This window comes from Nonomuraea sp. H19 (assembly GCF_052068215.1).
Classification (GTDB): Bacteria; Actinomycetota; Actinomycetes; order Streptosporangiales; family Streptosporangiaceae; genus Nonomuraea.
On sequence record NZ_JBQHCV010000020.1, the window covers coordinates 178323 to 201992 of the forward strand.

Below are 23670 nucleotides of genomic sequence, written 5' to 3' on the forward strand. Positions count from 1 at the left end.
CCTTCGTCCTCGTCAGTTCGCTTCTTGGTCATTGGACGCGGGAGTGGCGTCCTCGGGTTCGGCCACGGCCACCCGCGCCGGGCGGAGCACCCTGTCACCCATCCGGTATCCAGGCTGCAACACCTCGATCGCGGTCGGCTCGGTCACGTCGGACGAGTAGCTGTGCATCAGCGCCTCGTGGACGGTCGGGTCGAAGGGCTCGCCCTTCTGCCCGAAGGAGCTGAGGCCCAGCTTGGTGACCGCCGCCTCCAGCGACTCCGCCACCTTCGCGAAGCCGCCGGTGAGCTCGCCGTGGTCGCGGGCCCTGCCGATGTCGTCGAGCACGGGCAGGAGCTCCACCAGCGCCCCCGCGACCGCCTGCTCCCTGACCACGGCACGGTCGCGCTCGACCCGCTTGCGGTAGTTCACGTATTCGGCCTGGAGGCGCTGCAGGTCGGCGGTCCGCTCGGCGAGCTGGGCCGCCAGTTCGCCGTCGACGGCGCCCGCCGCCTGCGAGGCCGGGGGCTGCTCGCCCGCCTGCGCCTGCGCGGCGGCGGGCTCGCGGACCTGCCCTGTCTCCGGGTCGATCTTGCGGTTGTCGCGGATCACCGGCTCCTCATGCCCGTTGTCACGCGCCGGCATCACTTGTCCTTCTTCGGCTCGTCGTCGACGATCTCGGCCTCGACCACGTCCTCATCGGCCTTCTGGCCGTCGCCGGACGCGGCGTCCTGCGGGGCGCCCTCGCCGCCGCCGGAGCCCTGGCTCTGGGCGTAGATCGCCGAACCCATCTTCTGGCTGACCGTGGCGAGCTTCTCCGCCGAGTTGCGGATGACGTCGGTGTCGGTGCCCTCCAGAGCCTTCTTCAGCTCGCCCAGGGCGTCGTTGACCTCGGTCTTGATGTCGCCGGGGACCTTGTCGTCGTTTTCGCGGAGGAACTTCTCCGTCTGGTAGGCGAGCCCGTCCGCGTTGTTGCGGACCTCGGCCTCCTCGCGGCGCTTCTTGTCCTCCTCGGCGTACGACTCCGCCTCGCGCATCATCCGCTCGATGTCGTCCTTCGGCAGCGCCGAGCCGCCGGTGATCGTCATCGTCTGCTCCTTGCCCGTGCCCAGGTCCTTGGCGGAGACGTTGACGATGCCGTTGGCGTCGATGTCGAAGGTGACCTCGATCTGCGGGATGCCGCGCGGCGCCGGCGCGATGCCGGTCAGCTCGAAGGTCGCCAGCTTCTTGTTGTAGGCGGCGATCTCGCGCTCGCCCTGGAAGACCTGGATCTGCACCGACGGCTGGTTGTCCTCGGCCGTGGTGAAGACCTCGGAGCGCTTGGTCGGGATCGTCGTGTTGCGCTCGATGATCTTGGTGAAGATGCCGCCCTTGGTCTCGATGCCCAGCGACAGCGGGGTCACGTCGAGCAGCAGGACGTCCTTGACCTCACCCTTGAGCACACCGGCCTGCAGGGCGGCGCCGATGGCGACGACCTCGTCCGGGTTGACGCCCTTGTTGGGCTCCTTGCCGCCGGTGAGCTCCTTGACCAGCTCGGTGACGGCGGGCATGCGGGTCGAGCCGCCGACGAGCACCACGTGGGCGATGTCGGAGACCTTGATGCCGGCGTCCTTGATGACCTGGTGGAACGGGCCCTTGGTCCGCTCGAGCAGGTCGGCCGTCAGCCGCTGGAACTCGCTGCGCGTGAGCTTCTCGTCCAGGTGCAGCGGGCCCTCGGAGGAGGCCGTGATGTAGGGCAGGTTGATGTTGGTCTCGGACTGGCTGGACAGCTCGATCTTGGCCTTCTCCGCGGCCTCGCGCAGTCGCTGGAGCGCCATCTTGTCCTTGGCGAGGTCGACGCCGTGCGCGTTCTGGAAACGCTTCACGAGCTCGTCGACGACGCGCTGGTCCCAGTCGTCGCCGCCCAGGTGGTTGTCACCGGAGGTGGCCTTGACCTCGACGAAGCCGTGGCCGTCCTCCTGGCCGACGTCCAGCAGCGACACGTCGAAGGTGCCGCCACCGAGGTCGAAGACCAGGATGGTCTGGTCCTGCTCCTTGTCGAGCCCGTAGGCGAGGGCCGCCGCGGTCGGCTCGTTGATGATGCGGAGCACGTTGAGGCCCGCCACCGTGCCGGCTTCCTTGGTGGCCTGGCGCTGGGCGTCGTTGAAGTAGGCCGGGACGGTGACCACCGCGTCGGTGATCTTCTCGCCGAGGTAGGCCTCCGCGTCCTGCTTGAGCTTCTGCAGCACGAAGGCGCTGATCTGCTGCGGCGAGAACTTCTTGCCGTCGATCTCCTGGGACCAGTTGGTGCCCATCTCGCGCTTGACCGAGCGGATCGTCCGGTCCACGTTGGTGACGGCCTGCCGCTTGGCGACCTCGCCGACCAGGACCTCGCCGTTCTTCGCGAAGGCGACCACGGACGGCGTGGTCCGCGAGCCCTGCGCGTTGGCGATGACGGTGGGCTCACCGCCCTCGAGGATCGAGACGACGGAGTTGGTCGTCCCAAGGTCGATACCTACCGCACGTGCCATGAGTACGTCCTTGTGGTCAAAGTTGAGTCTGTCGGACTCAAGCTACGGATGACTGTCTGGTTTGTCAAACGACTTGAGCCTACTCGACTCAACCCTCGTGAGCGCGGCAGCATTCCCGCTTTCAGGAGGTAACGGAGGCACGCTCCCGGAAGGTTCCGCCGGACGGCAAAGTGCAGACCCCTGGGCGGTGGGCGCGCGCCAGGGGTCCGCGTGGGAGAGGGTCTTTCAGCTGACGGGCGTGTTCATGTCGTTCTGGATCTGGGTGGGGGTGAGTGCGCGGTTGTAGATGCGGACTTCGTCGATGAGGCCGTTGAAGTGTTCGCCCCAGATGCTGTTGCCGCCGATGCGGAGTGGGGCGGTGTCGGTGCGGATGTTGCCGGTTTTGGTGGTTTGGGCGACTTGGTTGCCGTTGATGTAGAGGCGCAGGGTGGTGCCGTCGTAGGTGGCGGCGAGGTGGGTCCAGGTGTTGAGGGGGAGTTCGGTGGGTGCGCCGATGTCGGCTTCTGAGGTGGTGTGGATGGCGACGTGGGGGCGGTTGGTGTCGCTGCCGGCGGCCAGGACGTAGGCCAGGCCGCCGGTGTGTTGTTTCATGATGACGGTGCGCCAGCTGGCGATGGTGGTGGGGCGGACCCAGGCTTGCAGGGTCATGCCGTTGGTGAGGCGCAGGCTGGTGGTGTCGGGGACGGTGACCCAGCTGGAGGTGCCGTTGAAGGACAGGGCGCTGCCGTAGCGGCCACCGGCGGTCCAGGTGGTCGAGGTGACCGTGCCCGTGTTGCCCAGGCCGGACGCGTCGCCGACCGAGGTGCCCGCTCCCTCGTCCATGGCGTACGCGGCGACCAGGCCCGGCGCCGCCGGCGTCGGAATGTAGGAGGCGGAGTAGGTCGTCGCGGTGGCCGGGGCCACGATCTGGTGGGTGGCGGCGCCGCTGTCCGACCACGACGAGAAGGAGTGGCTCTCTCCGCCGGCCGATTGCGGCGACGGCGCGGAGACGGAGTTGCCCGAGCCCACGATCACCGTGCGCGTGAAGGGTGTGATCGTCTGCTCGGCGTTGAACCCCAGCTGCAAGCCGGGTGGCGAGGACTGGAACGTCAGGTTCACGGTCCGCGGCTGCAGCACCACGCTCTTGGTGTCCGTCAGCCCCTGCGCGTCCGTCACGGTCAGCCGCAGCTCCAGATGAGACGGATAGTCGTGGTCTGGAGCCTGGAAGGAGCCGCTCGCGCCGGTGAACGTGGTGATCTCGTGCTCGTGGCAGGTGCCCGGGCAGTGGTTCAGGACCAGGGTCCACTTCATCCGGGCGCCGGGGATCGTGCCGTCCTGGGCGTCCGTCCCCGTTCCGGAGAAGCTGATCGTCTGGCCGACGGCCCAGGTCGTCGTGGCCGTCGGGGCGCCGATGGCGGCCGTGGGCGCGGTGTTGTTCACGTTGACGGTGACCGAGGCGTCGCCCTGGCCGCCTCTGCCGTCGCTCACGCGCAGGCGTACCACGTAGGAGCCCGGCTGGGCGTAGGTGAACGACGGGGTGGCCGAGGTGGAGTCGTCGAGCTCGCCGTCGCCGTCGAGATCCCAGGCGTAGGTGAGGGCGTCGCCGTCGGCGTCGCTCGAGGACGTGCCGGAGAACGTCACGGCCAGCGGTGCGGTGCCGGACGTGGCGCTCGCGTTGATCACCGCGGCCGGCGGGTTGTTGTCGTAGATGTAGCGGACGATCGTGCCGTGGTCGTAGTCCACCGCGTACAGGTCGCCGCCGGGGCCGATCTCCAGCTCCACCGTGGGCATGCCGGAGTCGAAGTTCGCGGTCGTGGCCGGGTCGGGCAGGCCGTTCGCGCCCTTGGCCATCACCCACACGCACTTGCGGCTGTAGTCGGAGAAGAACAACGCGCCGTCGTACCCGTTCGGGTACGCCCCGCCCTCGTAGAACGCAACGCCGCTGGACGACGAGCCGCCCGACGGGCAGGGGTCGTTCGGGGCCGGGCGGGCGTTGTGGTTCCAGGCGAAGTACGGCTGCGCGTGCGCGGACGCCCCGGCGGCGTAGAAGTTCTCGCACAGGCTCAGGTTGAGGTTGTCGTAGCCGCCCTGCCGGGTCGCGCCCTCGTAGCAGGGCCAGCCGAAGTTGGACACGCCCGAGGTCGGGGCGGCGACCCTGTTGATCTCCTCGTAGGTGTTCCAGCCGACCTCGCCGAGCCAGATCTCCGACGTGCCGGGCCTGTTGGTGATGCGGAACGGGTTGCGCAGGCCGGTGGCGACGATTCTGGCGGCGTTGGGGTCGGAGCTGCCGGCGTTCGGGTTGCCGGAGGCGGCTGCCCCCGTGTCCGGATTTATGCGGATCAGCGTGCCGTCGAGGCCGGCCGGGTCGCCGCTGGTGCGTATGTCCTGCGAGCGCAGTGCGCCGCCCTCCGCGCTGGGCGGCGTGAGCGCCGTGCCGGTCGGCGACGGCGGGTCGCCGCACGGGTTGTCCGGCGTGATGTCGGAGCTGGTCAGATTGTCCTGGCCGTAGTCGGCGAAGTTGAAGCTGGCGCCGTCGCCCGCGGAGGCGTACAGCGTGCCGTCGGGGCCGAACTCCAGGTCGCCCGTGGAGTGGCTGGGGTGCTGCTGGCACCAGTCGGTGATCAGCGGGGTCTCCGTGCCGGACGGGGAGATCACTGACAGGCGGCCGGTGACGAGGCAGCCGTCGCCGGTCGCGCCGGGCGGGGCGGGGCAGGGGTCGTCCGTGCCGCTCGCGGTGCCCCAGCGCGGGGCCGTGCCGCCGGGGACGGCGTCGTACGCGTACAGCACGTAGATGCGTGGATCGTCGGGGAAGTTCGGATGCAGGGCCATGCCGAGCAGGCCGCGGTCCCAGAAGTTGTGCACCTGCGTGCGTAAGTCCGCGTACGTCGTCGGCGTGGTGTCGGTGAGCGAGTCGAAGACCTTGATCAGGCCACTCTTCTCCGCCACGAACACCCGCCCGTCAGAGGCGAACTCCACGTTCGACGGCCGGTTCAGCCCGCTGAAGACGACCTGCCGCTGGAACGACGCGGGCAGCGCTTGAGCGGGCGGGCTCGATAACACGATCCAACCGGCGGAAATGAGCAGGAGCGACGACAGTACGCGGGCAAGCCGTCTCACGGAAACCCCCAGAGATGCGCGACGTCACCCTCGACGCCCCCACGCCTCCGGTGCCTGATCGATGTATCGCAACAAATCGATCAGTTGTCATCAGGGGTGTCCGATATTGGACACGCTACGACTTGGCGCCGTCCACGATCGTGCGCTTGCCGAGCGCCTTCTTGAGCTTGACCGTGTAGGTCTTCTCGACCGCGATCATGATGCACGACATGTTCCTGGCCTTGGGCGCGGTGCCCTCGTACAGGGTGATCGTGACCTTCTTGGCGGTCTCCTTGACCTTGACCTTGTGCAGCACCGTGCACGGCGCGACGCCGGACCACCAGGTCAGCTTGATCTTCTTGCCCTTGGAGACCGGCGTGGCCTTGGTGTAGCGGACCTTTCGGACGTCGACGGCGTTGCCCGTCGGTTTGACGGGCTCCGGACCCTTCGTGGGGGCGGTGGTGACCGGGCTCACGGCGACCGAGCCGCCGGGGCTGGGGGAGGCGGCCCGCTCGGCGGGCTGCGCTGTGGCACAACTCGTCACGAGCACCAGGGATCCGGTCAGGAGTGTCGCTCTCGTCAGCATTGTGCGCATACCCCTACGACGGATCCGATGGGTCCGCGGTTCAGTGCTATGCCGGAGTTAGTGTGGTTCATGTGCTCCGTCAGGTTTTGCTCGCCGTCTCCAAGAGCGAACGCGCTGAGCGCGTCATCGCCACCTCGCCGCTGACCAGGGACGTGGTCCGGCGCTACGTCGCCGACGACGTCGGCGCCGTGATCGGCGAACTGACCCGCAATGGGCTGCTCGTCACCGTCGATCACCTCGGCGAGGAGGTGACGGACCGGGCGCAGACCGAGGAGACCGTCCGCGAGCACCTGTCGCTGCTCCGTCTGCTCCCCGCGGGGGCCGACGTGTCGGTCAAGCTCACGGCCCTCGGGCTGCGGCTGTCGGAGCAGCTCGCGCTCGAGAACGCCGCAGTGATCTGCCGGGCCGCCGCGGCCGGGGACGTCACGGTGACGCTCGACGCCGAGGAGCACGACACGATTCCGGGGCTGCACGCCGTACACGCCGCCCTGCGCAGGGAGCATCCCGACGTGGGCGTGGTGGTGCAGGCGTACCTGCCGGACGCGCTGGATCGGTGCGAGAAGCTCGGCGGCGCCCGCGTGCGGTTGTGCAAGGGGGCCTACACCGCGCCCGGCGCGTACACCAAGCCCGCCGACATCGACCGCGCGTTCGTACGCTGCCTGAAGGTCCTGATGGCGGGCACCAGCTATCCCATGGTCGCCACGCACGACCCCAAGCTGGTGCGCATCGCCTCCACGCTCGCCGTCCTCGACGGGCGCGACGCGACCGGCTTCGAATACCAGATGCTGTACGGCGTGCGCCCCGACGAGCAGGCCCGCCTGGCCGCGCGCGGCGCCCAGATGCGCGTCTACGTCCCCTACGGCGCGGACTGGTACCCCTACCTCATGCGCCGCCTCGCCGAACGCCCCCGCAACCTGGCCTTCTTCCTCCGCTCACTGCTCAGCAGGCGTTGATGCGAACCCCTCACTCCCACGCCTGGTGAGCGGTGGCCGGTAGGCTGCTGGCGTGATTGCGATACTGGGCACGGGCAAGATGGGCGAGGCTCTGCTGTCCGGGCTGCTGCGGGCCGGATTCAAGCCGGGCGACATCATGGCGACCACCCGCCGGCCCGAGCGGGCGCAGGCGTTGCGCGAGACATATGGCGTACGCACCGTCTCCAACTCCGAGGCGGCCAAGACGGCCGACACGCTGATCCTGGCCGTCAAGCCGCAGGACATGGCCACGCTGCTGGCGGAGATCGCCCCTTACGTCCCGGCCGACCGCCTGGTGATCAGCGCCGCGGCCGGCATCACGACCGCCTTCGTCGAGCAGCGGCTCGGGGTGGACGTGCCGGTGGTCAGGGTGATGTCCAACACGCCGATCAGGTTCGACGAGGCGATGAGCGTGATCTCCGCGGGCGCGCACGCCGGCGAGGAGCATCTCAAGCTCACCGAGGGCCTGCTCAAGCCGGTCGGCAAGGTGCTGCGCATCCCCGAGTCCCAGCAGGACGCCGCCACGGCGCTCTCCGGCAGCGGCCCCGCCTACTTCTTCTACCTGGTCGAGGCCATGGTGGACGCGGGCATCCTGCTCGGCATGCCCAGGGCCGCCGCGCTCGACATGGTCACCCAGTCCATCGTCGGCGCCGCCGTGATGCTGCGCGACTCCGGCGAGCACCCGGTGATCCTGCGCGAGGCCGTCACCTCGCCGGGCGGCACGACCATCGCCGCGATCGCCGAGCTGGAGCGGCACAGCGTGCGGGCCGCGTTCCTGGCCGCCATCGAGGCCGCCCGCGACCGCGGCCGCCAGCTCGCCTCCGGCTGATCGCACCGGTTGAGAGCCGGTCGGCCGCCCGCCGGGTCCGGCTCATACGATGTCTCGGGTGACGTTACGTCGCGGCATCGCGCCGCTGCTCGTCCTCTTTATGCTGACCGGCTGCACGGCCGAGGAGCCGCCGACTGTCCAGCTTGGCGAGGTCAGGCGTGCCCCGGTCACCGAGGTCGTCGAGGCTCCCGCCACGATCGGCGCGCGGGCCGCGGCGACGCTGCGCTCGCCCGCCCAGGGCACCATCGCCAAGCTCTACGTACGCGAGGGCCAGCGCGTGCGCAAAGGCGACATCCTGGTCAAGATCCGCTCGCCTCAGGCCCAGAGCCAGCTCCAGCAGGCCCGCCAGGCATCCAAGATGGCCGCTCCCGCCGGCGTCGCCACTCCCAGCGTGCGACTGCCGTCGTTCGACACCAGCGCGTCCGACCGCAAGGTGGACGCGCACTTCGCCAAGGCCCGCAAGGAAGCGAAGAAGGTCGAGGACGCCCGCGCCCGCAGGCAGCTGCTCAACGCCATCGACCTGGCCCAGGCCCAGCACAGGGCGCAGACCAAGGCTCTGGCCGCGATCACGGCGCAGCTCAACCGCTCGATCAACAGTGTGCTGTCCGGCGTGACCAGCGGCCTGTCCAGCTCCATGGCCTCGCTGCAGGCCGCCTCCAGGTCCCAGGCCAAGGCCGCGGTCAAGGCGGCCGAGAGCACGGTCAAGTCGCTCACGATCAAGGCGCCGTTCGGCGGCGTCGTCACGCTCGGCCGCGTCTCGGGCGGCGGGGGCGGCAGCGGCGTCGAGGGCCTGCTCAGCCAGCTCCCCGGGGGCGGGCAGCAGTTGCCCTCCATCCCCTCGGGGGGATCCTCGCAGGGCACCCCTGTCGCGACGGGAGTGCCGGTCTCGGCGGGTGACTCCGTCGTCACCGTCACCGACGTCTCCAAGCTGCTGCTGGACGCCGAGGTCGACGAGACCGACGTGCTGCTGGTCAAGAAGGGCGTGAAGGCCGCGGTCGAGCTGGACGCCGTGCCCGGGGCCACGTACACCGCCGTGGTCACCGGCATCGGCGTCACCCCCAAGGAGGGCACCACTGGCGGCGTCAGCTACCCGGTGCGGCTCACGCTCGGCGCCGGCGCCTTCGACGACGGCTCCGAGGCGCCCACACCCAAGCCGGGCATGAGCGCCGTCACGCGGCTGACCGTGCGCGAGTCGCCGGCCGCCGTCGCCGCGCCCGCCTCGGCCATCGTCTCCAGCGGGCGCGAGAGCGTGATCTGGGTGGTCAGGAACGGCGTCGCCGAGCGGCGCGTGGTCAAACTGGGTGCGCAGGGCGACGCCGTGGTGGAAGTGCTGAACGGGCTGTCCGTGGGCGACCGGATCGTGGTCAAGGGCGCGGACTCCGTACGGCAGGGGCAGAGCCTGCCATGACGCCGGCGATCGAGGCGGTGGACATCACCCGGCGCTACCAGCTCGACGGTGTGGCCGTGGACGCCCTGCGCGGCGTGTCGCTGACGATCGACCGGGGCGAGTTCGCCGCGATCGTGGGCCCGTCGGGCTCCGGCAAGTCCACGCTCATGCACCTGCTCGGCTGTCTCGACCGCCCGACCTCCGGCGTGCTGAGGATCAACGGGGTGGAGATGTCGGGGTTGTCGGACACCGACCTGGCCGAGCTGCGGAACAAGACGATCGGCTTCGTCTTCCAGTCCTTCCACCTGCTGGGCCGGACCACCGCGCTGGACAACGTGGCCCTGCCGCTGGTCTACCGGGGAACGGGCAGGGCCGAGCGGCGGGCCAGGGCGCGGGCGGCGCTGGAGTCCGTCGGGCTCGGGCACCGCATGGACCACCGCCCTTCCCAGATGTCCGGCGGCGAGCAGCAGCGCGTGGCCATCGCCAGGGCGCTGGTCGGCGAGCCCAAGGTGCTGCTGGCCGACGAGCCGACCGGCAACCTCGACACCGCCAACGGCGCCGAGGTCATGGCCATACTCGACCGGCTCAACAGCGAAGCGGGCATGGCCGTGGTGCTGGTCACGCACGAGCCCGAGATCGCCGCCCACGCTCGCCGGCAGATCTACGTGCGCGACGGCCTCATCGAGAGGGACACCACATGAGCCCGTCGAACGGGGTGAGGCCATGAACCGGCGAGGGAGTGCCGTCGCCTGGAGGAGCGGCGGGAGCGTAGCGACCAGAGCGGGGGAAGGCGGCGGCGTTGGGCGACCGAGCCCGCCTCCACGGAGTGGAGGCCATGAACACAGTGGGAGTGCCGTCGCCTGGAGGAGCGGCGGGAGCGTAGCGACCAGAGCGGGGGAAGGCGGCGGCGTTGGGCGACCGAGCCCGCCTCCACGGAGTGGAGGCCATGAACACAGTGGGAGTGCCGTCGCCTGGAGGAGCGGCGGGAGCGTAGCGACCAGAGCGGGGGAAGGCGGCGGCGTTGGGCGACCGAGCCGGCCTCACGGAGTGAGGCCATGAACACAGAGGCGCTGGTCATGGCGTTGGAGGCGCTGCGGGTCAACCGGCTGCGCAGCGTGCTGACCATGCTCGGCGTCATCATCGGCGTGCTGGCCGTGGTGATCCTGGTGGCCATCGGCACCGGCGCCAAGGACGAGATCGAGAAGCAGATCTCCGGCCTCGGCACCAACATCATCCTGGTCGTGCCCGGCCGCATCAGCCTGGGCGCGGCCCCGACGCAGAGCAAGCTCGGCCTCGCCGATGTGGCGTACGTGCGGCGCGTGGTCGGCGACCCGTCGAAGGTGACCGTCTCGCTGCAGTCGGGCGAAACGGTGCGGGTGGGCAGGGCCGAGGCGTTCGTCACGGTGGTCGGCACCGACCAGAACCTCGTCAACATCTTCGAGCGGCCCGTCGAAAAGGGCCGCCCCCTGAGCGAGACCGATGTGGACACCCGGCGCAGGGTGGCCGTCCTGGGCTCGGAGGTGGCCGACCAGATGTTCGGCGACCTCGACCCGATCGGGCGGCAGGTGGCGATCTCGGGGACCAGGTTCCGGGTGGTCGGGGTGTACGCCGAGGTCGGGCAGACGTTCGGGCTCTCCCGGGACCAGGAGGTCCACATCCCGGTGACGACGGCGCAGCGGCTGCTCGGGATCGAGCGGATCAACGGGATGGCGGTCGGCGCGTCCGGGCCGGACGAGATTGACCCGCTGTCGGACAAGGTGACGGCCGCGCTGCGGTCCCGCTATCCGGGCGAGCAGTTCTCGGCGGTCACGCAGACCGCGCTGCTGGGCACGATCGGCAACGTGCTCGGCATGCTCACCGGCGTGCTGGCCGCCATCGCGGGCATCTCGCTGCTGGTCGGCGGGGTAGGGGTGTCGAACATCATGCTGGTCAGCGTGCGCGAGCGTACCCGCGAGATCGGGCTGCGCAAGGCGCTGGGGGCCAGGCAGCGCGACATCCTGGCCCAGTTCCTCATCGAGGCGGTGCTGCTGACCACGATCGGCGGCCTCGTCGGGATCATGCTCGGGGTGGGTGGCGCGCTGGCCATCGCCGCGTTCACCGAGGTGCCGGCCTCGATCACGTGGTGGTCGATCGCGCTGGCCTTCGGGGTGTCGGCGGCGGTCGGGGTGTTCTTCGGCGTGGCGCCGGCCCGGAGGGCGGGCAAGCTGGACCCCGTCATCGCCCTCCGCGCCGAGTGAGCCAGGCGAGGGCCATCGGCCCGTCGCCCCCGAGCGTCGCCCCCGCCGGGCGGTCTACGCGTCGCGGCGCTGCATCAGCACGGCGCCGACGATCACGGCCACGGCGACCCAGCCGAGGTAGACGCCGAACCCGCTCCACGGGCCGAGCGAGCCAGAGCTCTGGTCCATCACGATCAGCAGACCCGGGTTGGTGGTGAAATATTCGGCCACGGTCTTGCCCCACTGCCCCGGAAGCTGGTTCGCCACCTGGGGCAGCACCAGTATCAGCGCGATGGCCGACACGAGCGCGCCCGGTGTGTGCCTGACGAGCGTGCCGAGGCCGAGCCCGAACACGCCGCACGCGGTCAGGTAGAGAGTGGATCCGAGCACGGCCCGCGCCACGTCGCCCATCGCGACCGACGGCGGCTGGGTGATGGCCAGGCCGACGCCGATCGCAGCTGCCGCCGCGACCGCGGAGACGATCAGCGACGTCACGGTGAAGACGAAGAACTTGCCGGTCAGCAGACTCATACGCTTGGGCACGGCCATGAGCGACGTGCGGATGCCACCCGTGCGGTATTCGCTGGAGATCACCAGCACTCCCAGCGTGGCCATGGCCAGCTGGGTGAACAAGATGCCCGTCAGGCTCATCGTGATCGCCTGCTCGGCGAGGAGTGGCCCGCCGGGGTTGTTCTTCGAGGCGGCGCTGATGAGCGCGGACATGCCCGTCATCAGCACGGCCGTGACGGCGAGCGTCCACACCGTAGAGCGGACGGAGCGGATCTTGGTCCATTCGGACCGGAGGATGTCGATCATGAGGTGAACTCCAGGCTGTCCTTGGTGAGCTCCATGTAGGCCGCTTCGAGCGAGGGCTGCACGAAGGTCAGCTCCTCCAGCGGGATGCCGGCCCGCGCGGTGAGGGTGCCGATCTCGAGCGTGCTCATCGCGGTCACCCGCAGGTGGCCGGGGTGCAGCTCGCCCACCTTGACGAGGTCGGCGACCTCAGCCAGCCGGGGGGAGCGCACCCGCACGTACCCCTGCGAGCTGCGCCCGATGAACTCCTCCACGCTCGTGTCGGCGATGAGCTTGCCCTTGCCGATGACGATCAGGTGGTCGGCGGTCTGCGCCATCTCACTCATCAGGTGGCTGGAGACGAACACCGTCCGCCCCTCCGCCGCGAGCTTGCGCATGAAGGTGCGGATCCACAGGATGCCGTCCGGGTCGAGGCCGTTGACGGGCTCGTCGAACAGCAGGATCTCGGGGTCGCCGAGCAGCGCCGCGGCGATCCCCAGCCGCTGCGACATGCCCAGCGAGAACCCGCCGATCCGCCGCTTGGCCACCTCCCGCAGGCCCACCGTCTCCAGCACCTCGTCGACCCGGCTCGCCGGGATGCCGTTGCTCTGGGCGATGGCCAGCAGGTGGTTGCGCGCGCTGCGGCCGCCGTGCACGGCCTTCGCGTCCAGCAGCGCGCCCACCTTGCGCAGCGGGTGCGGCAACTCGTGGTACGGCCGCCCGTCCACGAGCACCGAGCCGCCCGAGGGCCGGTCGAGCCCGAGGATCATGCGCATGGTCGTGGACTTGCCGGCCCCGTTAGGGCCGAGGAAGCCGGTCACCTGACCGGGCTCGACGTCGAACGACAGGTTCGCCACGGCAAGTGTGCCGCCGTAGCGCTTGCTCAGGTTCGTTGCTCGAATCGCGGTCATGATCCAAGGGTGCCGTCGCGGGCAGCGGTTTTCTTCCTGCCCGGGAACCGTTCTCGGCGTGGGATCTGGGAGCCTGGTCCTACTCTCCTGGGTGGACCAGCGCCGCCTCGTAGGCGACGATCACGGCCTGTGCCCGGTCCCTGACGCCGATCTTGGCGAACAGGCTCGTCACGTGGTTCTTGACGGTCGAGGGGGAGACGGACAGCTCGGCGGCGATCTCCGGGTTCGACCTGCCGCGGGCGATGAGGACGAGGATCTCCCGCTCCCGGTCGGTCAGCCCGGTCAGTGCGGCGGGCACCGCTCGCGGGCGGGACGCGCGTACGAACGTGCCGATCAGGCGGGTCAGCAGGCGCGGCGCCACGGCGCTCTCGCCGCGGTGCACCACACGCACGCCCTCGATCAGCTCCTCGGGGGAGACGTCCTTGGGCAGGAAGCCGTCGGCGCCCGCCCTGAGCGCCGCGACGACGTTCTCGTCCAGGTCGAACGTGCTCAGCGCGAGCACCCGCACATCCGGGGACTCGGCGGTGATCAGCTCGGTCGCGCGCACCCCGTTCATGCCCGGCATGTGCAGGTCCATCAGCACCACATCGGGCCGGAGCCGCCTGCTGAGGTCCACCGCCCGGGTGCCGTCGGCGGCCTCGCCGACCACGCTGAGGTCGGGCTGGGCGTCGACGATCAGCTTGAAGCCCTTGCGCACCAGCTCGTGGTCGTCGACCAGGAGCACTCTGATCATGATTTCTCCAAGGGGATGCGGGCGTGCACCCGGAAACCGCCTTCCGGACGCGGGCCCGTGGACAACTGCCCGCCGCATAACGCCACTCGCTCGGCCATGCCGCCGAGCCCGAACCCCGGTGTGCCGTTCCCCTTCGCCAGGCCGTCGTCGACCACCTCGACCTCCACCGCGTCCGGCTCGTAGGCGAGACGGACGCTGGCCCTGGCGCTGACCGCGTGCTTGCGTGTGTTGGTCAGCGCCTCCTGGACGATCCGGTAAACCGCGTGGTCCACGGCGGCGGGCAGCTCGACGGGCTCACCGGTCACGGTCAGGTCGGCCGGCAGCCCCGCGGACCCGGCTTCCTTGATCAGGGCGGGCAGCCGCTCCGCGCCCACCCCGGTCGCGGCGTCGGGGCCCTCGTTGCCATCTGCCCTGAGCACGTCGAGCAGGCGGCGCATCTCCGACATCGCCTGGCGGGCGGTCTGCTCGGCGCTCTCCAGCGCGTCCCTGGTGACCTTCTGCTCGGGCGGGAGCGTGGCCCGCGCGCCGCCGACCAGGGCGTTGATCACGGTGATGTGGTGGGCGACCACGTCGTGCAGCTCCCTGGCGATGCGCCGCCGCTCGTCGCGGACGGCCGCGTCGGCGGCCTCGCGCCTGCTGCGTTCGTTGAGCTCCGTCCTGAGCCGGACGAGCTGTCCGACGCCCACGGGCACGGCGATGGTGAACAGCGCGGCCAGCCAGCCGCCCTCCGCGCGCCAGAACAGCTCCATGGCGGTCGCGTAGACGGCATAGGCGGCCACCGAGGTGATCACGGTCGCGCGGCCGGTGGTGTACCGGCCCAGGCTGTAGAACGCGATGGCGGAGACCGGGGTGTACGTCATGATCTGCGCCGTAATGCCCACGGAGTCCACCGCGGCCACCAGCGCGGCGGTCAGAATCGGCCGCCTGCGCCGCATGAGCAGGAACATGACGCCGACCAAATAGTGCGCCGGGCCCAGAACCAACGGCGTCTGGCCCTGGACGATCAAGAAAGTTATGGTGATGATCGCCGGGGCGGACAGCACGATCACCAGCGTTGTGTCGGAGACCCGGGGGCGTCTGAAGAACCGCACGATCTTCATGAGGCTTCGCGCTGTGCGCACGCTGAAACCCTAATTCACCGGATATCAGCGTTGCTTCGTATTGGGCCGGGCTACAAGAAGGGGTCTGCGCTGCGGTAACGTCGGCGCAAGGTGAGGGAGCGCGTGGAGGAGTCGTGATGAGCAAGTCGGCACGGGTGATCTGGGACGACGCGCTCACCTCCTACAATTTCGGTCCCAGCCATCCGCTCGCCCCCGTGCGGGTGGAGCTGACCATGGCGCTCGCCCGCGAGCTCGGCGTCCTCGACAAGGTCGAGATGGCCGGTTGCGACCCCGCGAGCGACGACGAGCTGGCCATGATCCACGAGCGCGACTACATCAAGGCGGTCAAGCGCGTGTCCGCCGAAGGATTCCCGGACCTCGGCTGCGGGCTCGGCACGCCCGACAACCCGGCGTTCAAGGGCGTGCACGAGGCCTCCGCGCTGATTGCCGGAGCCTCGCTGGCCGCCGCCCGGTCGGTCTGGGAGGGCACGGCCGAGCACGCGATCAACGTGGCCGGCGGCCTGCACCACGCGATGCCGTCCACAGCCAGCGGCTTCTGCGTCTACAACGACCCAGCCCTGGCCATCGCGTGGCTGCTGGCACAGGGCGCGAGCCGCATCGCGTACGTGGACGTGGACGTCCACCACGGCGACGGCGTGCAGGCGATGTTCTACGACGACCCCAGAGTCCTGACGATCAGCCTGCACGAGAGCCCGCGGACGCTGTTCCCCGGCACCGGGTTCCCCGAGGAGACCGGCGCCGACGGCACGGCCGTCAACGTGGCGCTGCCCGCGGGCTGCGGCGACGCCGGCTGGCTGCGCGCCTTCCACGCGGTCGTGCCGCCGCTGCTGCACGAGTTCAGGCCCGACATCCTGGTGACCCAGCACGGCTGCGACAGCCACGCGCTCGATCCGCTGGCCAACCTGATGCTCAGCGTCGACGGCCAGCGCACGGCGTACGCCGCGCTGCACCGCCTGGCGCACGAGACGGCCGGCGGGCGCTGGATCGCGACCGGCGGCGGCGGATATGAGCTGGTGCAGGTGGTGCCGCGGGCGTGGACGCACCTCATCGCCGAGCTGGCCGGGCACCCGCTCGACCCCGCCACTCCGACCAGCGAGGAGTGGCGCAGATTCGTCAGGGAGCGTACGGGGGAGACGCCGCCGCTCACCATGACGGACGGCCGCACTCCGGAATTTCATGACCTATCTGGTGGTTATGACCCAGCGGACCCCATTGACCGTGCGGTCATGGCGACCCGAAACGCGGTGTTCCCCCTGCACGGCCTCGACCCGATCCCCTAGCGAGGAAGCCTGTGCTGAGCCGCGACCAACTCCGCGAGCACCTTGTCGCCAGCCGCATCGCCGGCGACGTCGCCACCTCCCGCGAGAACAACCTCGACCACTACAGCTCCCTGGCCAACGGTGACGAGTACTACAAGCTGGGGCTCACGTTCGACCAGCCCTGGTCCTACCGCGACATCCTGGCGCTGATGGCCAAGTCCGCGGGCGTCGTCTCCGACCCTGGCCATCGCTGGGGCCAGGACACCATCGATCCCGACCTGACGATCGACGCGATCGACGCCATGGCCGAGCGGATCGCGGCGGTGCTGTCGCGGCCGAGCCCACGCGTCCTCTTCGCCACCGGGCATCCGACCGGGCTGCTCGCCGTCCACCTGCCGCTGGCCCGGCTGTGCGCCGAGCGCGGCGCCTCGCTGCTGACGCCGGGCGAGGGCTGGACGTACGCGGGGTCCAGCTTCGGCCGCCCGCGCCGGATCCGCTATCTGCAGGACATCGCGATGCTCGACGACAAGGGCGGCTTCGTGCACACCCACGACGCCGCCCCGATGCGGCACATGCTCGCCGAGCTCGGCGACGAGCCGCCGGAGCTGGTGATCGCCGACCACGGCTGGGCGGGAGCGGCCGGCGAGGCCGGCGTGCCGACGGTGGCGTTCGCCGACAGCAACGATCCCGGGCTGTTCGTCGGCGAGGCCGAAGGCAAAATCGAGGTGGTCGTGCCACTCGATGACAATGTGCTACCGAAATTTTACGCTCCGTTGACGGAGCGGCTTGTCACTCTGGTCACACAAGCCCTTCCAGACTGATTCGGTCATCCCCATACAGTCTTTTCGCGCCTGCATTCCAAGAGGCTCGCTGTCCCTTTGCCAACTTTTGATGGCGCTCAGGCGACCCTTATGTGTGGCAACTTGGACGGTTCCAACGTCCAGGCGAGGTGCTCTGCCAGGCTGCTGGCCAGCGATTTCGCTGGTTTGACTGACAGGTGGCTCCGGCGACTGAGAAACTAGGGGGTTTGCGCACCCGGAGTCCCGACTTACGCTGACGGCAGTACACGTGCGTGAGCAATGGCACCAGTGGGGATAACCCGGAAACACGTGCGGAAGAGGCGTCCGATGGGTGCAGGCGAAAGACCTCTCAGCGAGGTGAAGTTCCTGACCGTCGCAGAAGTGGCGACGGTCATGAGGGTGTCCAAGATGACGGTGTACAGGCTCGTACACTCTGGCGAACTGCCGGCCATCAGAGTCGGCCGCTCGTTCAGGGTGCCCGAGCAGGCCGTACACGACTATCTGCGGGAGGCCTACATCGAGGCAGGTTGACGTAGCGACGTGATCATCACGCCGTGAATGCTGTCGCGGGAGAGGCCCGGCCGCCGCGACGCGACCGGGCTCTCACCCCCCCTTGGGGCGATCTACCACGGATCGCCGGTAGTCTGTGAGCCGGTGTGCGCTCGCACTCCGATTCAGACTTGCTATTACCAGGGGGTCCCGTGGGCTCTGTGATCAAGAAGCGCCGCAAGCGGATGGCTAAGAAGAAGCACCGCAAGCTGCTCAAGAAGACGCGCATCCAGCGGCGTAACAAGAAGTAACCAACGCAGCTGCGAGGCGCTGATGACCCACACCGTGCTCGTCACCGGGGTCTCGCGCCACATCGGCGCCCGCGTGGCGAGCGTTCTGACTGCGGACCCGGACATCGGCCGTGTCATAGGAGTGGACACCGTGCCGCCCCCCTCGCTGACGCGAGATGGCGGCATCTCACTCGGCCGTACGGAGTTCGTCCGGGTGGATTTGCGCAGCCCCGACATCGCACAGGTGATCGCGGCCGCGGACATTCACACCGTTGTGCACATGAGCCTGGTCAGCGCTCCTTCTCGGAGCGGTGGCAGGGCCGCCATGAAGGAGCACAACGTCATCGGCACCATGCAACTGCTCGGTGCCTGCCAGCGGTCGGCGACCGTGCGGCGGGTGGTGGTCCGCTCCACCACCGCCGTCTACGGCTCGTCACCGCGGGATCCCGCGGTGTTCACCGAGGACCTGGAGCCGAGCGACGGCCCCAGCCACGGCTATGCCAAGGACGCGGTCGAGGTCGAAGGCTACGTGCGCGGCTTCGCCCGGCGCCGTCCCGACGTGACGGTGTCGATGCTGCGCTTCGCCAACTTCATGGGTCCAGGCGTGGACTCGCCGCTGACGCGTTACTTCACCCAGCCGGTGCTGCCGAGCGTGTTCGGCTTCGACCCGCGGCTGCAGTTCGTCCATGAGGACGACGCGGTCGAGGTGCTGCGCCGGATGGCGGTCGAAGATCACCCCGGCACGTTCAACGTGGCCGGGGCAGGGGTGTTGCTGCTGTCGCAGTGCGCCCGCCGGGCGGGGCGGCCGTCACTGCCGCTGATCTCGCCCGCTTTCAAGGTGCTGGGCAACGCCGCGCGCCGGATCGGGCTGGTCGAATACTCGCCCGAGCAGCTCAGGCTGATGAGCCATGGCCGCGCGGTCGACACCGCCGGGCTGGAGGCCGAGCTCGGCTGGAAGCCCAAGTTCACGACCGGGGCGGCTTTCGACGACTTCCTGCGCTCGCGTGGGCTGCGTCCGCTCGGAGGTGTGCGCAGTTGAGCGTTCCCGACGAAGAAGCTCGGGTGATTCCGATCACCGCGGCGCCGTCGTACCCCGAGCCGGAGCCCGATCCTCTGGCGGAGCTGCTGGCCTTCGTCCGCAGGCGGCTCGCCGGCGACTACGAGGTCGACGAGTTCGGCTACGACGCCGAGCTGACCGACAAGGTGCTCCTGGAGCTGATCAGGCCCCTCTACACCCACTGGTTCAGGGTCGAGACGCTCGAGGTGAAAAACGTCCCGGACGAGGGCGGCGCGCTGGTCGTCGCCAACCACTCGGGGACGCTGCCGGTCGACGCGCTGATGATGCAGGTCGCCATGCATGACGACGTCGGCAGGCCCCTGCGGCTGCTCGGTGCCGACCTGGTCTACCAGCTCCCGGTGCTCAGCCACCTGTCCCGCAAGACCGGCCACACGCTGGCCTGCCGCGAGGACGCCGACCGGTTGCTGCGCAAGGGCGAGGTGGTCGGGGTGTTCCCCGAGGGCTTCAAAGGCGTCGGCAAGCCGTTCTCCGAGCGCTACAAGCTGCAGCGGTTCGGCCGTGGCGGGTTCGTGGCCTCGGCCATCCGCGCCGGGGTGCCGATCGTGCCCACCGCGATCGTGGGCGCCGAGGAGATCTATCCCAAGATCGGCGATCTGAAGTTCCTGGCCAGGATGCTGGGGCTGCCCTACCTGCCGATCACGCCGTTCTTCCCGCTGTTCGGGCTGCTCGGCCTGGTGCCGTTGCCGTCCAAGTGGCTGATCGAGTTCGGCGAGCCGATCAGGACCGACGAATACGAGCCGTCGGCGGCCGACGATCCGATGCTGGTGTTCAACCTCACCGACCACGTGCGCGAGGTGATCCAGCAACTGCTCAACGAGCTGCGGCTGCGGCGGGGCCACGCCTTCCCGCCGTTCTTGTGACCCGTGCAACCTGAGGGGTCCCGCCGGTGTTCTCAGAGCGATTCGCTCAACACCGAAGGGAAACTTCGTGGATCTTCAGCTTTCCGGCCGCGTGGCCATCGTCACCGGCGCGTCCAAGGGCATCGGCCTGGCCATCGCCCGCTCCCTGGCCGAGGAGGGCGCCTACGTCGTCTCCGTGTCGCGGACCCGTGCCGGCGAATTGCCGGGCAAGGCCGTGCATGTCGCCGCCGACCTGATGGATCCGCAGGCGCCCGCGCGGGTCGTGGCGCGGGCGGTGGAAGAGTTCGGCGGGGTGGACATCCTGGTCAACAACGCCGGCGGGCCGCCGCCCGGTGTGACGCTGCCGCGGGTCGGATTCATGGCGCCGGACGACGCCGACTGGCAGGCGATGTTCGAGTTCAACCTGTTCTCGGCCGTACGCATGGTGCGCGCCGTCGTGCCGGTCATGCAGGAGCGCGGCGGCGGCGCGATCGTCAACGTCTCCTCCAGCTTGGCCCGGCAGCCGGGGGCCATGAACGTCGACTACGGTGCCGCGAAGGCGGCCATGAACCACGTGAGCAAGGCGCTCTCCGAGGAATACGGCCCCCAGGGCATCCGCGTCAACACGGTCTCGCCGGGGCCGGTGCTGACCGACTGGTGGACCAAGGAGGGCGGGGCCGCCGAAGTGATCGCGGGGATGGCGGGCGCCACCAAGGAAGACGTCATCACCCAGGTCGCGCCCGGGATGATGAAGCTCGTCACCGGGCGACTGGTGGATCCGCAGGAGATCGCCGATGCGGTCGCCCTGCTGGTCTCCCCGCGCTCGGGCAGCACGACCGGCGCCGAGTTCGTCATCGACGGGGGCTTCCTCAAGGAGCTGTGAAAAGGAAGGCATGAACCTGGTTGGCGGGTTGTGGCGATACATCCGTGACCGATCCCCCACAGAAGGGCGGAGATGATCACGCAACCCGCCATCAGGAGTGCGGACTCGGAGCTCGTGAGCGCCTCGTGGACGGAACCTGAGGTGTTCGCCGAGCTCTTCGACCGCTACTCCGCCATGCTCTACAGGTACGTCTCCAAACGGCTCGGTCCCGAGCCCGCCGAAGACCTCGTCGGCGAGACGTTCCTGGTCGCCTTCTCCCGTAGGAAGAGCTACGACCTGGCGTACCCGGATGCCAGGCCGTGGCTCTTCGGCATCCTCACCAAGCTCATCTCCCGGCACCACCGCAAGGAGGCCGCCCGCTACCGCGCCCTTCTGCGCGCCCCTGTCGAGTCCGACATCGAGTCGCCCGCCGACCGGGTGGCCTCCGGGGTCACCGCCCAGGCCGTACGCGTCGAGCTGGCCGGCGCCCTGGCCGCACTTCCCGCCAAGGACCGCGACGTCCTGCTGCTGATCGCCTGGGGCGATCTCACGTACGAGGAGGTCGCGCAGGCGCTCGGCATCCCCATCGGAACCGTGCGCTCCCGCCTCAACAGGGGCAGGCGGAAAGTGCGGGCCGCCCTGGGCGACACCAACCCCATGGAGGAGGAGTGACCATGGACGACCTGAAGCTGCTCCGCGACCTCGGCGAGGAGCTGGAGCACCAGCCGCCCGCGTCGCTCGTCCGCCAGCGGCAACGCCTCATGTTCGCCCGGCCACGGCGCCGGTGGGCGAACTGGTGGGCGGCCGGTCTCGTGGCGGTCGCGACGGCCTCCGCGGTGGCCGTGCCCACCCTGTTGATCAATGGCAGCCCCACGGCCGCGCCGTCCGCGGAGTCGCAGACCGTGGACGTGAGCGGCACCCGCAACGTGCTGGTGATCGGCTCGGACACGCGCGAGGGGGCGGGCAACGCCAAGTACGGCCCTTGGCTGGCGAAGAGCGGCGTGGGCGGGCGGTCCGACACCATCATGATCATCCATCTTCCCGCCGACCGGGGCAAGGCCATCGCCGTCAGCGTCCCACGCGACTCGATGGTGGCGATCCCGAGCTGCTCCGGCAAGCCGGGGAGGACCGACATGATCAATTCCGCGTACAACAGCGGCGGCGCGGCCTGCCTCAGGAAGACGCTGGAGAAGCTGACGGGGCTGACCCTCCAGCACACGGTGGAGGTGGACTTCACCGGGTTCAAGGGGATGGTGGACGCGCTCGGGGGTGTGCAGGTCACGCTGCCGGAGGCGGTGAACGACCGGCAGGCCAAGCTGAAGCTGCCGGCCGGCAAGAACACGCTGGACGGGGAGCAGGCGCTCGGCTTCGCCCGGCTGCGCCACTACGGCGACGGCTCTGACATCTCGCGGATCAAGCGGCAGCAACAACTCGTGCTGGCGATGCTGAAGAAGGTCAAGGGCACGATGTCCGATCCTGGGCGGCTCAAGACGTTCCTCGGCGAGGTGCGGAAGTCGGTGAAGACGGATATGAGCCTGGAGTTGATGTACGAGCTGTCCACCGAGCTGTCCAAGACCAAGGTGAATCTCGTGACGATTCCGGTGGAGCCGTATGCAGGCGAGCCCAACCGCCTCCAGTGGAAGCAACCGGAGGCCGGGCAGCTGTTCAAGTCGCTGAATTGACGCGCTCGCCGCCATGAACGGCGACGCTTCAGCCTGTGCCGCATACGCGACACTTCTGCGGCTTCCTGCTTCATCGACCTGCGCCACCGGGGTGGTCTTACCGGGTCTCCACAGGCTTTCGAGCCTCACGGCTCCGTTCCCGCCCGTCCGGCGGTACCTGACACGATGACGCCACCAGCCGCCGATCCGCCTCGGCGGCGAATCGGCGGTCCTTGCCCCGCTACGCGCGCTGGTCCGCTTCACCCCCGGCGTGAACGCCCGGAGCACTACCGACGATTCCGGTAGCGGGCCTCGGTGGGGCAGGGGGTCATTTGTTCGGCCGCCTCAACTGCCGGGCGGTGCGGCGTGCCCCGCCAGGCGAGGTTAGCGGTGGCGGCGGTAGTGGCGGCGCAGGGCGATGCCGGCCGCGACGCCGCCCGCCACCGCGCCCACGCCGGCCGCGATGGGCAGGGCCGCCAGCGTCGCTTTGCGGCCCGTGCGGAAGTCCTTGATGGGCCAGTCGTGCTTCTTGGCGTGCTCGCGCAGCTCACTGTCCGGGTTGATGGCCACCGGCTGGCCCACCAGCGACAGCAGGGGCAGGTCGTTGGCCGAGTCGCTGTAGGCCGTGCACCGGGTCAGGTCGAGCCCTTCGCGGCGGGCCAGCGCGCGCACCGCCTCGGCCTTGGCGGGCCCGTGCAGCAGGTCGCCGACCAGCCGCCCGGTGTAGACCCCGTTGCTGGTCTCCGCGACCGTGCCCAGCGCGCCCGTCAGGCCGAGCCGTTGCGCGATGACCCGGGCCAGCTCGACGGGCGTGGCGGTGACCAGCCAGACCCGCTGGCCGGCGTCGAGGTGGGACTGCGCGAGCGCCCTGGTGCCGCCCCAGATGCGGTCGGCCATGACCTCGTCGTAGATCTCCTCGCCGAGGCGTACGACGTCGTCGACCTTGGCGCCGGCGACGAACGCCAGCGCGGTCTCGCGAGCCACCGCGATGTGCTCGGGGTTCTCGTTGCCGCGCAGCCTGAAGACCGCCTGCCCCACGGCGAACTTGAACAGGTCCGACGTGGTGAACATGCCTCGCGTGGCCAGCCCTCTGGCGAAGTGGTAGATCGAGGCGCCGCGCATCATCGTGTTGTCGACGTCGAAGAAGGCCGCCGCCTGGAGGTCCGGCTCGACCGGGGCGACGGTGACCGCCGCCTCCGCCGCGGCCTCGCCGGCGGCCTCAGGCGCCATCTCGTTTCGTCGCAGTAGCCGCCACATGGGGTCAGCTTACTTACCTATAAGAAAT

23 protein-coding genes are annotated in these 23670 nt (G+C 69.6%); 14 read left to right on the forward strand and 9 right to left on the reverse strand.

What is annotated here, in order from left to right; translation table 11 throughout:
- Window positions 1–12 precede the first annotated feature (12 nt).
- From grpE to ACTMTI_RS37210, 4 genes are all read right to left on the reverse strand, one after another.
- Entirely contained in the window at window positions 13–621 is a 609-nt protein-coding gene (gene grpE / locus ACTMTI_RS37195) for a nucleotide exchange factor GrpE (RefSeq protein WP_441125378.1), read from the reverse strand.
- Window positions 621–2486, reverse strand: coding sequence for a molecular chaperone DnaK (gene dnaK, locus ACTMTI_RS37200; protein WP_441125379.1), 1866 nt, complete (start codon window positions 2484–2486; stop codon window positions 621–623). The genes grpE and dnaK overlap by 1 nt, the downstream gene beginning before the upstream one ends.
- Before the next feature lie 225 nt (window positions 2487–2711).
- Window positions 2712–5582: a LamG-like jellyroll fold domain-containing protein gene (locus ACTMTI_RS37205; RefSeq protein ID WP_441125380.1), complete on the reverse strand. Its 2871-nt coding sequence runs from the start codon at window positions 5580–5582 to the stop codon at window positions 2712–2714.
- A 115-nt stretch (window positions 5583–5697) separates the two neighbouring features.
- A complete protein-coding gene (locus ACTMTI_RS37210; protein ID WP_441125381.1) occupies window positions 5698–6147 on the reverse strand; it encodes a hypothetical protein in 450 nt (149 codons plus the stop codon).
- Between the two features lie 71 nt (window positions 6148–6218).
- On the opposite strand from ACTMTI_RS37210, the gene ACTMTI_RS37215 reads away from it, so the two are divergent.
- The 5 genes from ACTMTI_RS37215 to ACTMTI_RS37235 all read left to right on the forward strand — a co-directional run bounded on the left by ACTMTI_RS37215 (window position 6219) and on the right by ACTMTI_RS37235 (window position 11571).
- The gene (locus ACTMTI_RS37215; protein WP_441125382.1) at window positions 6219–7100 is read left to right on the forward strand and encodes a proline dehydrogenase family protein; all 882 of its coding nucleotides are present in this window, start codon (window positions 6219–6221) and stop codon (window positions 7098–7100) included.
- A 52-nt stretch (window positions 7101–7152) separates the two neighbouring features.
- Complete coding sequence (gene proC / locus ACTMTI_RS37220; RefSeq protein WP_441125383.1) at window positions 7153–7947, forward strand: pyrroline-5-carboxylate reductase; 795 nt, start codon at window positions 7153–7155, stop codon at window positions 7945–7947.
- 58 nt (window positions 7948–8005) lie between these two features.
- Entirely contained in the window at window positions 8006–9355 is a 1350-nt protein-coding gene (locus ACTMTI_RS37225; protein WP_441125384.1) for an efflux RND transporter periplasmic adaptor subunit, read from the forward strand.
- The gene (locus tag ACTMTI_RS37230; RefSeq protein ID WP_441125385.1) at window positions 9352–10035 is read left to right on the forward strand and encodes an ABC transporter ATP-binding protein; all 684 of its coding nucleotides are present in this window, start codon (window positions 9352–9354) and stop codon (window positions 10033–10035) included. The genes ACTMTI_RS37225 and ACTMTI_RS37230 overlap by 4 nt, the downstream gene beginning before the upstream one ends.
- Window positions 10036–10389: 354 nt before the next feature.
- The gene (locus ACTMTI_RS37235) at window positions 10390–11571 is read left to right on the forward strand and encodes an ABC transporter permease (RefSeq protein WP_441125386.1); all 1182 of its coding nucleotides are present in this window, start codon (window positions 10390–10392) and stop codon (window positions 11569–11571) included.
- A 54-nt stretch (window positions 11572–11625) separates the two neighbouring features.
- Here ACTMTI_RS37235 and ACTMTI_RS37240 read toward each other — a convergent pair whose 3' ends face one another.
- The 4 genes from ACTMTI_RS37240 to ACTMTI_RS37255 all read right to left on the reverse strand — a co-directional run bounded on the left by ACTMTI_RS37240 (window position 11626) and on the right by ACTMTI_RS37255 (window position 15107).
- Window positions 11626–12366: an ABC transporter permease subunit gene (locus ACTMTI_RS37240; protein WP_441125387.1), complete on the reverse strand. Its 741-nt coding sequence runs from the start codon at window positions 12364–12366 to the stop codon at window positions 11626–11628.
- The gene (locus tag ACTMTI_RS37245; protein WP_441125388.1) at window positions 12363–13253 is read right to left on the reverse strand and encodes an ABC transporter ATP-binding protein; all 891 of its coding nucleotides are present in this window, start codon (window positions 13251–13253) and stop codon (window positions 12363–12365) included. Before ACTMTI_RS37245 ends, ACTMTI_RS37240 begins: the two co-directional genes overlap by 4 nt.
- Window positions 13254–13332: 79 nt before the next feature.
- Entirely contained in the window at window positions 13333–13986 is a 654-nt protein-coding gene (locus tag ACTMTI_RS37250) for a response regulator (RefSeq protein WP_441125389.1), read from the reverse strand.
- Complete coding sequence (locus ACTMTI_RS37255) at window positions 13983–15107, reverse strand: sensor histidine kinase (RefSeq protein ID WP_441125390.1); 1125 nt, start codon at window positions 15105–15107, stop codon at window positions 13983–13985. Before ACTMTI_RS37255 ends, ACTMTI_RS37250 begins: the two co-directional genes overlap by 4 nt.
- 116 nt (window positions 15108–15223) lie before the next feature.
- On the opposite strand from ACTMTI_RS37255, the gene ACTMTI_RS37260 reads away from it, so the two are divergent.
- The 9 genes from ACTMTI_RS37260 to ACTMTI_RS37300 all read left to right on the forward strand — a co-directional run bounded on the left by ACTMTI_RS37260 (window position 15224) and on the right by ACTMTI_RS37300 (window position 22406).
- Window positions 15224–16387 (forward strand): acetoin utilization protein AcuC, encoded by a 1164-nt coding sequence (locus ACTMTI_RS37260; protein ID WP_441125391.1) that lies wholly within the window; start codon window positions 15224–15226, stop codon window positions 16385–16387.
- Between the two features lie 11 nt (window positions 16388–16398).
- Window positions 16399–17187 (forward strand): phosphatase, encoded by a 789-nt coding sequence (locus ACTMTI_RS37265; protein WP_441125392.1) that lies wholly within the window; start codon window positions 16399–16401, stop codon window positions 17185–17187.
- Window positions 17188–17493: 306 nt separating this feature from the next.
- Window positions 17494–17697, forward strand: a complete 204-nt coding sequence (locus tag ACTMTI_RS37270; protein ID WP_026214222.1) for a helix-turn-helix domain-containing protein — start codon at window positions 17494–17496, stop codon at window positions 17695–17697.
- 170 nt (window positions 17698–17867) lie between these two features.
- Complete coding sequence (locus tag ACTMTI_RS37275; RefSeq protein ID WP_018654693.1) at window positions 17868–17966, forward strand: 30S ribosomal protein bS22; 99 nt, start codon at window positions 17868–17870, stop codon at window positions 17964–17966.
- 22 nt (window positions 17967–17988) lie between these two features.
- Entirely contained in the window at window positions 17989–18984 is a 996-nt protein-coding gene (locus ACTMTI_RS37280; RefSeq protein ID WP_441125393.1) for an NAD-dependent epimerase/dehydratase family protein, read from the forward strand.
- Between the two features lie 23 nt (window positions 18985–19007).
- Window positions 19008–19883, forward strand: a complete 876-nt coding sequence (locus ACTMTI_RS37285; RefSeq protein WP_441125394.1) for a lysophospholipid acyltransferase family protein — start codon at window positions 19008–19010, stop codon at window positions 19881–19883.
- Between the two features lie 67 nt (window positions 19884–19950).
- Window positions 19951–20745: an SDR family NAD(P)-dependent oxidoreductase gene (locus ACTMTI_RS37290; RefSeq protein ID WP_441125395.1), complete on the forward strand. Its 795-nt coding sequence runs from the start codon at window positions 19951–19953 to the stop codon at window positions 20743–20745.
- Between the two features lie 72 nt (window positions 20746–20817).
- Complete coding sequence (locus ACTMTI_RS37295) at window positions 20818–21396, forward strand: RNA polymerase sigma factor (protein ID WP_441125396.1); 579 nt, start codon at window positions 20818–20820, stop codon at window positions 21394–21396.
- 2 nt (window positions 21397–21398) lie between these two features.
- Window positions 21399–22406: an LCP family protein gene (locus tag ACTMTI_RS37300; protein WP_441125397.1), complete on the forward strand. Its 1008-nt coding sequence runs from the start codon at window positions 21399–21401 to the stop codon at window positions 22404–22406.
- A gap of 363 nt (window positions 22407–22769) precedes the next feature.
- Here ACTMTI_RS37300 and ACTMTI_RS37305 read toward each other — a convergent pair whose 3' ends face one another.
- On the reverse strand, window positions 22770–23642 hold the full coding sequence (locus ACTMTI_RS37305; protein WP_441125398.1) for an HAD family hydrolase: 873 nt from the start codon (window positions 23640–23642) through the stop codon (window positions 22770–22772).
- Between the last annotated feature and the right edge of the window lie 28 nt (window positions 23643–23670).

Excerpts from the sequence above, each read along its gene's own strand:
- grpE (WP_441125378.1), bottom strand. The coding sequence starts at position 621 with ATGCCGGCGCGTGACAACGGGCATGAGGAGCCGGTGATCCGCGACAAC.
- ACTMTI_RS37245 (WP_441125388.1), bottom strand. The coding sequence starts at position 13,253 with ATGACCGCGATTCGAGCAACGAACCTGAGCAAGCGCTACGGCGGCACA.
- ACTMTI_RS37295 (WP_441125396.1), top strand. The coding sequence starts at position 20,818 with ATGATCACGCAACCCGCCATCAGGAGTGCGGACTCGGAGCTCGTGAGC.
- ACTMTI_RS37250 (WP_441125389.1), bottom strand. The coding sequence starts at position 13,986 with ATGATCAGAGTGCTCCTGGTCGACGACCACGAGCTGGTGCGCAAGGGC.
- ACTMTI_RS37270 (WP_026214222.1), top strand. The coding sequence starts at position 17,494 with ATGGGTGCAGGCGAAAGACCTCTCAGCGAGGTGAAGTTCCTGACCGTC.
- ACTMTI_RS37230 (WP_441125385.1), top strand. The coding sequence starts at position 9,352 with ATGACGCCGGCGATCGAGGCGGTGGACATCACCCGGCGCTACCAGCTC.
- ACTMTI_RS37305 (WP_441125398.1), bottom strand. The coding sequence starts at position 23,642 with ATGTGGCGGCTACTGCGACGAAACGAGATGGCGCCTGAGGCCGCCGGC.
- ACTMTI_RS37280 (WP_441125393.1), top strand. The coding sequence starts at position 17,989 with ATGACCCACACCGTGCTCGTCACCGGGGTCTCGCGCCACATCGGCGCC.
- ACTMTI_RS37210 (WP_441125381.1), bottom strand. The coding sequence starts at position 6,147 with ATGCTGACGAGAGCGACACTCCTGACCGGATCCCTGGTGCTCGTGACG.
- ACTMTI_RS37240 (WP_441125387.1), bottom strand. The coding sequence starts at position 12,366 with ATGATCGACATCCTCCGGTCCGAATGGACCAAGATCCGCTCCGTCCGC.
- dnaK (WP_441125379.1), bottom strand. The coding sequence starts at position 2,486 with ATGGCACGTGCGGTAGGTATCGACCTTGGGACGACCAACTCCGTCGTC.
- ACTMTI_RS37235 (WP_441125386.1), top strand. The coding sequence starts at position 10,390 with ATGAACACAGAGGCGCTGGTCATGGCGTTGGAGGCGCTGCGGGTCAAC.
- ACTMTI_RS37300 (WP_441125397.1), top strand. The coding sequence starts at position 21,399 with ATGGACGACCTGAAGCTGCTCCGCGACCTCGGCGAGGAGCTGGAGCAC.
- ACTMTI_RS37260 (WP_441125391.1), top strand. The coding sequence starts at position 15,224 with ATGAGCAAGTCGGCACGGGTGATCTGGGACGACGCGCTCACCTCCTAC.